We start from the raw sequence: 13,745 nt of genomic DNA, 5'->3' as shown, positions 1-13,745 counted from the left end.
GTATGCTACTATTTTTGTTGGAATAGCTTTATTTCCGATTGGGGAGGATTCGAATGATGAATGTTGTCGATTATGAGAAAATAGAGAAGGCAGTTTCAATGATCCTTGAAGCAGTCGGTGAAGATCCCGAGCGTGAAGGACTTATAGAAACTCCGAAGCGTGTCGCAAAGATGTATGCCGAAGTATTCGAAGGTTTGAATAAAGATCCAAAGGATTATTTCAAAACGGTATTCCATGAAAATCACGATGAAGTCGTCCTTGTAAAAGATATTCCGTTTTACTCGATGTGTGAGCATCACCTTGTACCCTTTTTTGGGAATGCACATATTGCATACATACCGCGGGACGGTGTCGTCGCCGGCTTAAGTAAATTGGCGAGAGCTGTCGAAACGACTGCCAGAAGGCCGCAGCTTCAAGAACGCATCACTTCCACAGTTGCGGAGGCAATGATGGAAATGCTGAATCCAATCGGCGTGTACGTTGTAATCGAAGCAGAACATATGTGTATGACTATGCGAGGCATCAAGAAACCGGGCGCGAAGACAGTGACTACTGTCGCTCGTGGAATTTACGAGCAGGACGATGTGAAACGTGCAGAGATCCTGTCACTTATTAAGATGTCTTGAAGCCTTTGCGGCTAACGCCTTTTCTATGATATGATAAGACCGTAATAGAATAGACAGGAGAGGTGAAAATGACACAAACCGACTATATCGTCATAAAAGCGAAAGAAGACGGCGTAAACGTAATCGGTCTGACACGAGGGAACGATACAAAGTTCCATCATACGGAAAAATTAGATCGTGGTGAAGTGATGATTGCACAATTTACAGATCATACGTCAGCAATGAAAATACGAGGCGAAGCTGACGTTCATACCGCATATGGTGTTTTGTCAAGCGAAGGGAAAGACTGATTCGCATTTGGCACACTTTTCCGTAGACGTCTTTGAATGGAGATTCGACGATGGAAACCCAAAAAATCAAACTGCATATCGAAAATTATATAGGTGAAGTAGAGCGTTCAATTTACGAGCCGATTATGGACAAGGATGTTGGACGCACGACAATCGATGCCGGTAAAGCTTTCTTCCTTTTGTTGCCGCTGTTAAATGGAGAAAGATGGAATAATCATTTAAACACTTCAGCAATTGCAGTCGGTGCTGTGCATGCAGCTCTAGCAGCGCATGAGTCGATTGATGTATCCAACGCAACTTCAAAGCAACAACAACTTACTGTTTTGTCTGGTGATCATTTCAGCGGAATCCATTACAGACTTCTTGCATCTCTTCCTGAATTCGGTTTCATCCGTTCATTGTCTGAAACGATCGGACAAATTAACGAGATGAAAACAACTTTTCACAACCAATTACCGGATGGGCCTGAAATGTTGATTGAAGCAATTCGTATTATCGAAGCAGGGTGTGTAACGGATTTTTTACATACATTCGGTTTTTCACAATACGTCCCGCTTGTCAGTGCGGCTATGTCGCTCTTATGGTTTAACGAAGAGAATGCTGACAGTAATTTTAGTTCGGGTAAGTATTCGTGCCATACAATGAATGCTGCTGATGCAGATCGTGCGGTTGTTTTGCTTCATGCTGAAATGCAGGAAGCGCTTGATGCAGCTGATTACCTTCAGCCCTTTTTGAAGCGTCAACTCCGTAACCTGGCGACTCCGCTACTTGGTAAACTGAATTGAAGAAAAGAGGTATAACTCTTGTCATTATCAAAAGAACAGAAAGTCCATACCGTTTTTGAAAAAATATCCGTTGATTACGATAAGATGAATTCCGTGATCAGTTTCAATCAACATAAGAAATGGCGTGATGATATCATGTCACGTATGAACGTTCATGAAGGCGCTCATGCGCTGGACGTCTGTTGCGGCACTGCTGATTGGACAATCGCTATTGCAGAAGCGACAGGATCTAATGGGCACGTGACGGGTCTGGACTTTAGCGAGGGTATGCTAGAAGCAGGCCGATCGAAAGTTGCAGCCCATCCAAATATTACGCTCGTACAAGGAAATGCTATGGAACTGCCGTTTCCTGACGATTCGTTCGATTTTGTTACAATCGGTTTCGGATTGCGTAACGTCCCGGATTATTTAACGGTTTTACAAGAAATGAACCGTGTCTTAAAGCCGGGTGGAATGATTGCATGTCTTGAAACTTCTCAATCTGAGCTTCCAGGTTACAGGCAGTTATTCCGCTTTTATTTTAAATTCATTATGCCTGTACTGGGAAAGGTATTTGCAAAAAGTTATAAAGAATATTCATGGCTTCAAGAATCGGCCGATGATTTTCCAGGGATGAAACAACTCGCCCAGCTATTCACAGAAGCAGGCTTCACTGGAGTGTCCTTTAAATCATATAGTGGTGGCGCCGCGGCTGGCCACGTGGGGTATAAACAATAAAGACCGCAGGGGAAGGTAATCGTTTTGGAGAAATTGAAGTTAATGTCACTTTATGCTGATTTCCGTAAGGATATGGCTTATATAGAAAAGGAACTTGAACGATCCGTCAATTCATCTTCCCCAATCATTCGGCAAGCATCACTTCATTTGCTTCGTGCAGGTGGAAAAAGGATTCGGCCAATTTTTGTTATTCTGTCATCCAAATTCGGTAACTATTCGTTGGAGGATGTGGCAAAGGTAGCTGTCTCGCTTGAGCTTGTTCACATGGCATCTCTTGTCCATGATGATGTTATCGATGATTCAGATATGCGTCGCGGCCTTGAAACTGTGAAGGCGCGCTGGGATAACCGGATTGCAATGTACACGGGAGATTTCATCTTTTCCCGTGCGCTTACATCCATCGGTGAAATAGAACTACCTGCGGTTCATCAACTGCTTGCAAAAACAATGCTTGAAATTTGTAAAGGTGAAATTATTCAAATCGATCATCAGCGGAAAACGGATCAGACGGTTCGGGATTATTTGCGCCGCATAAAACGAAAGACTGCACTTCTTCTATCATCTAGCTGTGAGCTCGGCGCTCTTGTATCGGGAGCTGATCCTTTGATAGTGAGAAAATTGCGCCGCTTCGGTTATTTCGCAGGCATGGCTTTTCAAATTGTCGATGACATCCTTGATATTACATCAACTGATGAAGAACTTGGAAAACCTGCAGGTAGTGATTTGTTGAATGGTCATCTGACATTGCCGATTTTATACATAAAAAATGATATGAATTTCCAACCTTATATGGAGCGTTCGTTTGACGGGACCTTGACGGAATCGGACCGGGATGAAATGCTGACTTATATTCGTAATACAGATGCCATCCAAAAAGCACAAGCTGTAAGTGATTTGTATTTGAAAAAAGCAATGGATGAAATAAGTACACTGCCTGATGGTGAAGCCAATGCTAAAAAAGCATTCATGCAAATTTCTGCTTTCATTGGTAAACGTAAGTATTAATGCGTTAACAGTTGAAAAATCGTGCATCGGGTGGTACGATCGAAAAGGAGAAATCCTGATACATACAAGAAGGAGTGTTAATAATGGAAAGAACATTTTTAATGGTTAAACCGGACGGCGTTCAACGTAACCTAATTGGTGAAATTGTTGGCCGTTTTGAAAACAAAGGCTTCCAACTAGTAGGTGCGAAGCTTATGACAATTTCACAAGAACTTGCTGAGCAACACTATGGTGAACATAAAGAGCGTCCTTTTTTCGGCGAGCTTGTTGATTTCATCACTTCCGGTCCTGTATTTGCAATGGTATGGGAAGGCGAAAACGTCATCTCTGTTGGTCGTCTGATGACTGGCGCAACAAATCCGAAAGAATCTGCACCTGGAACAATCCGTGGCGACTTCGCTGTTACTGTCGGCAAAAACATCATTCACGGTTCTGATGCTCCAGAATCGGCTGTTCGTGAAATCGGTCTTTTCTTCAAAGAAGAAGAACTTGTAACTTACGGCAAAACGATGAACAACTGGATCAACTAATTACCAAAAACAGCCCTGCCAATTGCGCACGGCTGTTTTTCTTATTTTCACAGGAAATCATTGACTCTTGTGCAATAAGTTATTTAGAACGTGAAGATGTTGCTTCTAGAATGCTATCCGCTTGTCGTGTCTAACAGGCGCTTTTTGCATTTGTACTTCCGAAATAAGTCTCAATCCGTTATAATAGTAAGAATATATGAACGGAGGGACTCAGATTGCCGGATTATGCTGTATTTATTGGAAACATCAAGAAAAAGACGGGAATTGATCTGTCACTTTATAAAGAAGCACAGATGAAAAGAAGACTCACTTCTCTATATGAGAAAAGAGGGTACCGAAATTTTATAGAGTATTATGAAGCCATACATAATGACAAAGAGCTACTCGAGGAATTCCTGGATCGGATGACTATCAATGTTTCCGAATTCTATCGCAATGCCCAGCGGTGGGATGTGCTGGAAAAGAAGATTTTCCCAAAGCTCCTTGCACAAAATAAAAAACTGAAGATTTGGAGTGCTGCCTGTTCCACGGGTGAAGAACCATATTCGATCGCGCTTGTTTTATTATCCCATGTACCACTTCGCGATATATCGATTTTAGCAACAGATCTTGATTTAGGCGTCATTGAACGGGCGAAAGTTGGTTTATACCCTGAAAGAGCTTTGAAGGAAGTGCCTGCTCCGATTGTAAATCAGCATTTTGTCAATGAAGGTCATTTTTATCAGGTGAAGGATGAAATCAAGCGGACCGTAACGTTTAAACAGCAAAATCTATTGGAAGACCGTTACGATACGGGATTCGATTTAATCGTTTGCCGCAATGTAATGATCTATTTTACAGAAGAAGCAAAAGACCAAATTTACACAAACTTTTCCAAGTCGCTAAAACAAGGCGGAATTCTTTTTGTGGGAAGCACAGAGCAGATTTTTAATCCTTCAAAATATGGGTTAGAATCAGAAGATACATTCTTTTATAGGAAAATTTAAAATATCCGGATATCTTTCCGGATATTTTTCATATAAACATATAGTCAAAAGCATCTTACTTTGGTAGAGTGCTATAAAACGAATGTTAACCCATTCGTCGGAGGAGGAAATGGAATGAGGTATTTCACAGCCGGTGAATCACACGGACCGCAATTGACTGCAATCATTGAAGGACTGCCTGCCCAAATGGAATTGACTGCTGAAATGATTAATGGGGAACTTTCAAGACGTCAAGGTGGACACGGACGCGGAAGGCGCATGCAAATAGAAAAAGATCAGGTTGTTATTTCGTCGGGTGTCCGCCATGGCGAAACACTGGGCTCTCCGGTCACGTTGACGGTTATCAACGATGATTGGAAACATTGGACCTCGATTATGGGGGTAGAACCTTTAGCGGATGATGTTAAACCGGAAGACGTTAAACGACAAATAACACGTCCAAGACCGGGCCATGCAGATCTTGTTGGCGGGATGAAATACGGTCACCGGGATTTGCGCAACGTTCTGGAACGATCGTCTGCACGTGAGACAACGATGCGCGTCGCTATCGGTGCGGTTGCAAAACAATTCCTTCGTGAACTTGATATTGAAACTGTCGCACATGTAACAGAGATTGGAGGAGTCACAACAAATCCAGATACATATGCAGGAAAAGGAACGGAAGAATTGCGTAACATCGTTGAAAACGATCCTGTCTACTGTGCAGACCCTGAAGCTTCTAAATTGATGGTACAAGCCATTGATGACGCGAAAGGGCGTGGAGATACAGTAGGCGGTGTCGTAGAAGTGGTGATTGAAGGGTGCCCTCCTGGAATCGGGAGTTACGTTCAATTTGACAGAAAAATGGATGGTAAGCTTGCTGGGGCGATGATGAGCATCAATGCGTTCAAAGGTGTTGAAATCGGGCTCGGATTTGAAATGGCAAAAATACCCGGCAGTAAAGTACATGATGAAATTACCTGGAGTGAAGAACAAGGTTATTACCGTAAATCGAACCGTTTAGGCGGGCTTGAAGGCGGAATGACGACAGGTATGCCGATTGTTATCAGGGGCGTCATGAAGCCCATTCCGACATTGTATAAACCGCTTGAAAGTGTCGATATAGATACAAAAGAACCATTTGTCGCAACAATTGAACGCTCGGACCCTTGTGCAGTACCAGCAGCCTCCGTAGTAGCAGAGCATGTAATTGCCACAGAAATGGCAAAGGCCATTATGGATGAATTCCGATCAGATACAATTGACGGCCTAAAAAAAGAAATCGAAGAATATAGAAGGTATGTAAAGGAGTTTTAACATGGGGAAACTTACGGTTGCTGTCCGAGATCACCACTATAACGTCGATATCGGTCCAGACACATACAATCTATTTACTACAGATTATGCTGAACTTCTAGGCAGTGTCGACCGAATTGCAATCATTGCGGATGAAAAGGTTGCGGCTATTCATTTACCGTTGCTTCAAAAGGCGTTGGAGTCTGTAAATCATGAAATTATCGTAAAAACAGTTCCTGCCGGAGAAAGTTGTAAAACATCCACAGTTTACATTGATTGTCTATCCTTTTTGTTGAATGAAAAATTCACAAGAGATTCACTCCTCATTGCTTTTGGCGGTGGTGCATGCGGAGATCTCACTGGATTCGTCGCAGCGACATACATGAGGGGGATAAAGTACCTGCAATGCCCTACGACAATCCTGGCGCATGACAGTGCAGTAGGAGGCAAAACGGCAATCAATATGCCGGAAGGAAAAAATATGGTCGGTTCTTTTCATCAGCCAACCGGGGTTTTATTCAACACCTCGCTTTTTGAATCGCTACCGCCGCGAGAAATCAGATCGGGCATGGCGGAGTTGTTGAAACATGCGTTAATCTCGGATGAGAAATGGGCACTTGAGTTATTGTCTGAATCATCCTTTTCACAACCAGACATCGAATGGTTATCACACGAACTGTTGCGGGGAATCGAAGTGAAGGCGAAAATCGTCACCGAGGATGAATTTGAGCATTCCACCCGTAAGTTTCTAAATTTTGGCCATACATTCGGTCATGCCGTGGAAGGGGTGTGCGGATTCGGGGGTCTAAGCCACGGTGAATCAGTTATGATCGGCATGGCTTACAGTCTTATTTTAAGTGAAAGTCATGGGGCGATCGATGAATCATTGACAAGTCGTTTCATTAAATTTGCAAACACGCATAGCTATACATTCCAACCAGTCCATGAACATGCATTTAATGTATTTATGGGATATATGGAAAAAGATAAAAAAGCCTCTTTCGGTAAACTGAATTTTGTTTTGCTGAATGGTGTTGGAAAACCGTATGTAAAAGAACTGTCAAAAGAGCAATGTGAAGAAGCATTCAATCAATTGAAGCAAAGAACGAAAGGGGATGAGACGAAATGATGGTTAGAGGATTAAGGGGAGCAACGACGGTCGAGAATGACATAGAACAAGCTGTTCTTGAAGCGACACAAGCACTTGTCGAAGAAATGGCCAAAGAAAATAGGGTTTTGCCTGTGGATATCATTTCTGTACTTATATCCACAACGACAGACATCAAATCAGCCTTCCCTGCAAAAGCAGTTCGATCGATTGATGGGTGGATGTATGTTCCAGTCATATGTACACATGAAATGGATGTCCCAGGAGCGATGCCATCATGCATCAGAGTCCTTATGCATGTGAACACAGATATTCCGCAACGTTATGTAAAACATATTTATCAAAATAACGCGGTTAAATTACGGCCAGATTTACAAAAGTAAACTCATTTCTATTGACCGGAGGGATTCGTATGAACTGGAAAAAAGCACTTGACGGTATAACCCCGTACAAACCAGGCAGATCGATTGAAGAGGTAACACGCATGTATGGACTAAAAGAAGTAGTGAAGCTCGCTTCAAACGAAAATCCTTACGGCTGCGCGCCGTCTGTTAAAGAATCTCTGGCTTCTGCCGCTATCCAACATGAAATTTATCCGGATGGCTATGCAAGTGCTTTGCGCAGTAAACTAACCCAAAAATTGGGGGTAGATGAAGAAGCAGTATTGTTCGGCAATGGTTCGGATGAAATTATTATGATCATTACTCGAGCACTTCTTGGCACAGATACAAATACAGTTATGGCAACGCCGACATTTCCACAATATGCACATAATGCGAAGATCGCAGGTGCTGAAATACGGGAAGTTACGTTGAAAGATAATGGGCAACATGATCTCGAAGGATTTCTAAAAGCAATCGATAGTGAGACAGCTGTTATCTGGATATGTAATCCGAATAATCCGACTGGTAACCTAATTCCAAGCGACGCTTTGGAGGCTTTCCTTGGTCAAGTACCCCCAAATATTCTTGTCGTCCTTGACGAAGCATATATAGAATACGTTATGGCACCCGGATATATAGACTCCGTCACCTATTTGGAACAATTTCCAAACGTTATCTTGCTCCGAACGTTTTCCAAAGCATACGGGCTCGCATCATACAGAGTTGGCTATGCAATCGGTCATCCTGCAGTCATTTCCAATCTTAATAAAGTACGGAACCCGTTCAACAATAACTCGATTGGACTTGCAATCGCTGAAAAGGCACTTGATGACGAAGCGTTCATAGAACAGTGTCGTAAATTGAATCATGAGCAAAGGAAACGATTCAAGCACTATGCTGACGAAAAGAAACTACACCTTTTTGATTCGGAAACGAATTTCGTGCTAATAGAGGTTCCGAATGATTCAGATGACGCTTCAGAAAAATTGTTGCAACAAGGTTTCATTGTTAGAAGTGGGAATGCACTCGGAACTCCAGGTTATATACGAGTGACGATTGGGTCAGAAGAACAGACTAGTAAATTTTTAAAGGCATTTGATACATTGTGGCAATCCGAGGGTTCGCCCGTATGAAACTGAAAGTCGCGATAATTGGGCTCGGTCTGATCGGTGGTTCGCTCGGACTTGCATTGAAAAGAAATCCTGAACTGCATATAACAGGATACGACCGATCATTCAGTACGTTGGAACAAGCATTTCGCAGGGGAATCATTGATACAATCGCTACTTCTATTGAATATGCATGTGAACATGCGGATGTCATCATCTTTGCGACGCCCGTCAACACGACGGTTGCAATGATGCAGCAGGCAGGCGACTGGAAATTGAAAAAAGACGTTATCATGACGGATACGGGCAGTACGAAAGGCCCGATCATGGATGCGGCAAAACAATTGCGTAGGCTGGGAATCACCTTCATAGGTGGTCATCCCATGGCGGGCTCCCATAAAAGTGGGGTAACGGCGGCTAAAGAGCATCTATTTGAAAATGCGTATTATATATTGACGCCAGATCCTCAAACAGACAGTGTAAAAGTCGAACGCCTTCGCAACCTTCTCGAACCAACGAAAGGGAAAATAGTAGTGCTCGATTCTGAAGAACATGATCGAATGACAGCAATCGTCAGCCATTTTCCACATCTGGTCGCCTCCTCGCTCGTGGGAAGGCTTGAAGCTCAACAAGAAAAGCAACCATTTGTTAAAAAACTTGCTGCAGGCGGATTTCGTGACTTGACTCGGATCGCATCTGCGGATCCCATCATGTGGCGTGATATTACGTCGCAGAACAGGGAAGAGTTGTTAAAGCAACTTGACGGATGGCTTGAAGAGATGGAAAATGTTCGAAATATGCTAAAATCGAATGATCCCGCCGAAATCTATGATTATTTTGCAGGAGCGAAACAGTTTCGGGATGACTTGCCGATCACATCTCAAGGTGCATTATATATGACTTACGATTTACATATCGATGTTCCGGATCATCCTGGTATCATTTCTGAAATCACAAAAATACTTGCCGATGAACTGATCAGTTTGACAAATATCCGAATCGTTGAGACACGGACGGATGTCTTCGGGATACTCGTCATCAGCTTCCAAACTGCTGATGACCGGGAACAGGCAAAATCTGCCCTTTCCAAAACGATGAATTTTAGCATGTACATAGTATGAACGGGGGGCTTTTATTGGTGGAAACGAAAATAGTGGAGTTCACTAAACCTGTACTACAGGGAGATATGGCAGTTCCGGGTGATAAGTCAATATCACACCGGGCTGTAATGCTTGGCTCCATCGCTAAAGGGCAAACACAAATCACCGGATTCCTTGACGGGGAAGATTGTCTGCATACAATTGATATCTTTCGGCAGCTGGGCGTATCAATTGAAAGGGACGGCACCAGCGTTATGATAGACAGCCCCGGAATGCAAGAATGGGAAACTCCTGCCGACAATCTCTATGCCGGTAATTCAGGGACTACAGCACGTCTAATGCTTGGCATACTTGCTGGTTCAACTATCAACTCTGTTTTAACAGGAGACGAATCATTGTCTAAGCGACCGATGAATAGGGTTACACTGCCATTGGCGTCGATGGGGGCATCCATAGCAGGTGACTCAGACAGCAATCTGCTACCGATTTCCATTACTGGCGTGACACTCTCAGCAATAGACTACGAGATGCCTGTTGCAAGCGCGCAAGTAAAATCAGCTATTTTATTTGCAGGCTTGAATGCGGAAGGGACGACTACTATCAGTGAGGAAACCGTTTCACGTGACCATACTGAACGAATGCTCTTACAATTTGGCGCAAAAATTCGGGTTGATGGAAATAAAGTACATGTTAAAGGTGGGAATGTGCTCCATGGGACAGATGTCATCGTTCCAGGTGATATTTCATCAGCAGCATTTTTCATGGCCGCGGCAGCAATGATCAAAGGAAGTTCCGTCACATTTACAAATGTTGGGCTTAACCCGACAAGAACAGGGATAATAGATGTGCTCGAAAGTATGGGGGCACGTGTAGAAATTCTTGAAAAGGTGGATGGGATAGGTGAACCATATGGCACAGTCAACGTTTCCACCGAAGGCTTACGTGGGACAGAAATCAGTGGAAATCTCATACCGCGATTGATTGATGAATTGCCTATTATTGCTCTAATGGCAACGCAGGCAGTAGGAACGACTATTATCAAAGACGCTGGAGAACTGCGGGTCAAAGAGACGGATAGAATTGCGGCTGTGACGTCAGAATTAAAAAAGATTGGCGCCAATATTGAAGCGACAGACGACGGCATGATTATTCATGGTCCATCGAAGCTTTCTGGCGGGACATTAGCTTCTTACGGTGATCATAGACTGGGTATGATGGCTGGAATTGCAGCACTTGTTGCATCATCGCCGATTCATATCGAAAATCCGGCATGTATAGCCGTTTCATATCCAGGATTTTTCGATGATCTTGAAAAGCTCACAGTCTCCAAAAATGCAAAAGGATAACGTACTGATGTATACATTGTGAAAGAACAGGTGAAAATATGGGACAGTTAGAAGAAATTGAACGAAATATCTTAGAAGGTGATGTTGAAATACTCACTGGCGTTATTGATCAGTTAAGTGGGTCGACCGATTTTGATTTACTTTATGAAGCAGCAGACCTATTTGCAAGCTATGGATTCATGGGGGAGGCTGATCGTCTATATGAAACATTGCGCCTCCATCTGCCGGATGAAGCACAGCTGAAAATTGACCGTGCCGGCACGTTGCTGGAGCTTGGAGAAGAAGATGAAGCCCTTTTACTTCTCACAGATGTGCGTCCAGATGACGAAGAATATGTTCAAGCTCTATTGGCGTTAGCGGATTATTATCAGATGTCTGGAATGGCGGAAGCAGCGCTAGCGAAGATTAAGGAAGCCCATGAACTTGTACCGCATGAGCCTGTCATTCGGTTCGCATATGCAGAGCTGCTCCTTGATTCAGGGAAGTATGGAGAGGCAGCGCGGATGTACCTCGATTTGCATGATGAAACAGATGAAATCGGCGGCATTCGTATTTTATCAAGGCTGGCGGAAACGTATAGCGCCGGTGCGGCTTACGAAGAAGCAATTCCATATTACGAAGAAATGTTGGAAGATAACGTCTTGCCGGATACACTTTTCGGTGCGGCATTTGCTTACTTTCAATGTGGAAATGCAGAAAGGGCTGTCACACTGTTAGACGATTTAATTGAGATGGATCCAGATTATTTTTCTGCTTATATGCTCGCAGGACAGTCGTTGTCAGTACTGGGGGATGATCAAAGAGCTTACGATATGTTCAAAGATGGAATCCGTAGGGACGAATTTGACAAGGAACTTCAATTGACTGCTGGTAAATCAGCATTAAAGCTTGGTCTCTCAGAAAAGGCAGAAGAGCATTTGAAAGAAGCACTGGTGCTTGATCCAGAGTACATCGAAGCACTTATTACGCTTGCTTCGTTGTATAATGAGAGGGAGCAAAGCCATGAATTGCTCGATCTTCTTTCGTACTCAAAAGATAATCAGGTAGATATTCCATTATTGGATGCATTTATGGCGTATGCACACGAACGTGAAGAACAATATGATGATGCATACGAATCCTATGGCAAGGCATATATTGGCATGAAGGATGATCATGATTTTCTTGGAAACTTCGCGAGATTTCTTCTTGAAGAAGGAAAACGTGATGAAGCCCTCAAAATAGTCAAGGAATTGGTTGAAATGGTTCCTGATGATGAGTATTGGAGAGCTTTTCTAGAAGCACAAAATGACGAGGAGGTGTGACATGACGGCCATGATTCCTGTCGCTGCTAAAAAGGACTTTGTGCGATGGTTCTTAAAGCGGTACAAATTGAAGCGCCGTGAATGTGTGTGGATTTTGAATTACCTTCTAAGCCATGAACACCTACTGCAAAACGTCCACTTTACGGATGAAGCACATTACTGTCCAAGGGCGATGGTAATGTCAACAACAGGTTCGGAGAGCATTCCATTCCGTTTTTACAAAGGGAATTTAATGACTGCTGATGCCGAAAAATCATTCCATGACTTAAGACTTCATCCAGATGATAAAATGTATATACAACTTAATTTTTCAAACAGTCATTCTTGCCCGGAGTATGCAAGTGTTCGGGAGGAAAATCCTTTTCTTCCGGATTATCTACAAGTAAGTGAAGGTGATCGGAAGATTGCTGAGCAATTACTTGAGGAAAGTGTTGCATTGATGACCGTTGATATGCTTATGAAAAGGGTGGATGAAGCTCTTGACACAAATGACAAGGAACGGTTCATCGCATTATCTGCACTGTTGAATGACATGAAGGTATCGAAGAATTAATGACTCCACCCAATACGGTGGAGTCCTTTACTGATTTCACAAGGAGGCAATTTTGGAATGAACTGGACTGCGCAAGATATGGATACATATTTGCAACAGAAAGAATATATCGATACACTTATTGTGCCCTTGCTTAAAGTAGAGACAGACCCGGGAAACATGAAAAGTAGCACGTCATCTTCCGAGTTTCTGAGACATCTTACGACGTTTATCGAAACTCAATTTAAAGGGCGCATGATGCTAATGCCTCCATTTGCTTACACGCAGTCAATGAATTTGACGGAAATGGCTGAAACTCTGTCTCGCGACCTTTCTACCGCACCATTTAAACATATATTTTTCTTGACAACGGATTCTGCTTGGACAAGCATTGAAATAGATGGTGAAATGATCTGGCTGCCATCGATTCCGCTTGAAAACATGGAACCGCAATTAAGGAAAACCATTATTGAAGATCAGTTACGGCAAGTTCTACCCCGCTTTACAAAAAAGTGGTCAGAACAGTAAAATTCGATATTTGTTCACAAACTTGCATCCGTACAGAAAGCATGATTGAATTTCCCTTAGTATTGATATATCATAGATATGTCCTAGTATTACAATTAGCAAAAGAATGTCCGTTGGACTG

Annotated in this window: 16 protein-coding genes; all 16 read left to right on the top strand. The window is 43.0% G+C overall.

Features of this window, described 5'->3' with window-relative positions; all coding sequences use genetic code 11:
• Positions 1-56 precede the first annotated feature (56 nt).
• Positions 57-626: a GTP cyclohydrolase I FolE gene (folE, locus tag MKZ11_RS19175; RefSeq protein WP_340797058.1), complete on the top strand. Its 570-nt coding sequence runs from the start codon at positions 57-59 to the stop codon at positions 624-626.
• Between the two features lie 68 nt (positions 627-694).
• Positions 695-916: a trp RNA-binding attenuation protein MtrB gene (gene mtrB, locus MKZ11_RS19170; RefSeq protein WP_340795953.1), complete on the top strand. Its 222-nt coding sequence runs from the start codon at positions 695-697 to the stop codon at positions 914-916.
• Between the two features lie 50 nt (positions 917-966).
• Positions 967-1,701, top strand: coding sequence for a heptaprenyl diphosphate synthase component 1 (locus MKZ11_RS19165; RefSeq protein WP_340795952.1), 735 nt, complete (start codon positions 967-969; stop codon positions 1,699-1,701).
• Positions 1,702-1,719: 18 nt separating this feature from the next.
• On the top strand, positions 1,720-2,418 hold the full coding sequence (locus MKZ11_RS19160) for a demethylmenaquinone methyltransferase (RefSeq protein WP_340795951.1): 699 nt from the start codon (positions 1,720-1,722) through the stop codon (positions 2,416-2,418).
• A gap of 24 nt (positions 2,419-2,442) precedes the next feature.
• Positions 2,443-3,423, top strand: coding sequence for a polyprenyl synthetase family protein (locus tag MKZ11_RS19155; protein ID WP_340795950.1), 981 nt, complete (start codon positions 2,443-2,445; stop codon positions 3,421-3,423).
• Positions 3,424-3,506: 83 nt separating this feature from the next.
• A complete protein-coding gene (gene ndk, locus MKZ11_RS19150) occupies positions 3,507-3,953 on the top strand; it encodes a nucleoside-diphosphate kinase (protein WP_340795949.1) in 447 nt (148 codons plus the stop codon).
• A 215-nt stretch (positions 3,954-4,168) separates the two neighbouring features.
• The gene (locus MKZ11_RS19145) at positions 4,169-4,939 is read left to right on the top strand and encodes a CheR family methyltransferase (protein ID WP_340795948.1); all 771 of its coding nucleotides are present in this window, start codon (positions 4,169-4,171) and stop codon (positions 4,937-4,939) included.
• Between the two features lie 114 nt (positions 4,940-5,053).
• Positions 5,054-6,235: a chorismate synthase gene (aroC, locus tag MKZ11_RS19140; RefSeq protein WP_340795947.1), complete on the top strand. Its 1,182-nt coding sequence runs from the start codon at positions 5,054-5,056 to the stop codon at positions 6,233-6,235.
• Position 6,236: 1 nt separating this feature from the next.
• Positions 6,237-7,343, top strand: a complete 1,107-nt coding sequence (gene aroB / locus MKZ11_RS19135; protein ID WP_340795946.1) for a 3-dehydroquinate synthase — start codon at positions 6,237-6,239, stop codon at positions 7,341-7,343.
• Positions 7,343-7,705 (top strand): chorismate mutase, encoded by a 363-nt coding sequence (aroH, locus tag MKZ11_RS19130; RefSeq protein WP_340797057.1) that lies wholly within the window; start codon positions 7,343-7,345, stop codon positions 7,703-7,705. The genes aroB and aroH overlap by 1 nt, the downstream gene beginning before the upstream one ends.
• 29 nt (positions 7,706-7,734) lie before the next feature.
• On the top strand, positions 7,735-8,838 hold the full coding sequence (gene hisC, locus MKZ11_RS19125) for a histidinol-phosphate transaminase (protein ID WP_340795945.1): 1,104 nt from the start codon (positions 7,735-7,737) through the stop codon (positions 8,836-8,838).
• Entirely contained in the window at positions 8,835-9,935 is a 1,101-nt protein-coding gene (locus MKZ11_RS19120; RefSeq protein WP_340795944.1) for a prephenate dehydrogenase, read from the top strand. The genes hisC and MKZ11_RS19120 overlap by 4 nt, the downstream gene beginning before the upstream one ends.
• Before the next feature lie 17 nt (positions 9,936-9,952).
• The gene (gene aroA / locus MKZ11_RS19115; RefSeq protein ID WP_340795943.1) at positions 9,953-11,260 is read left to right on the top strand and encodes a 3-phosphoshikimate 1-carboxyvinyltransferase; all 1,308 of its coding nucleotides are present in this window, start codon (positions 9,953-9,955) and stop codon (positions 11,258-11,260) included.
• 38 nt (positions 11,261-11,298) lie between these two features.
• A complete protein-coding gene (locus MKZ11_RS19110; RefSeq protein WP_340795942.1) occupies positions 11,299-12,564 on the top strand; it encodes a tetratricopeptide repeat protein in 1,266 nt (421 codons plus the stop codon).
• A gap of 1 nt (position 12,565) precedes the next feature.
• On the top strand, positions 12,566-13,117 hold the full coding sequence (locus MKZ11_RS19105; protein WP_340795941.1) for a ReoY family proteolytic degradation factor: 552 nt from the start codon (positions 12,566-12,568) through the stop codon (positions 13,115-13,117).
• A gap of 57 nt (positions 13,118-13,174) precedes the next feature.
• Positions 13,175-13,624, top strand: a complete 450-nt coding sequence (locus tag MKZ11_RS19100; RefSeq protein WP_340795940.1) for a YpiF family protein — start codon at positions 13,175-13,177, stop codon at positions 13,622-13,624.
• The last annotated feature ends 121 nt before the right edge of the window (positions 13,625-13,745 follow it).

It is taken from the genome of Sporosarcina sp. FSL K6-1508 (genome assembly GCF_038007465.1).
GTDB lineage: Bacteria > Bacillota > Bacilli > Bacillales_A > Planococcaceae > Sporosarcina > Sporosarcina psychrophila_B.
This window is presented reverse-complemented; position numbering and strand designations above follow the sequence as displayed.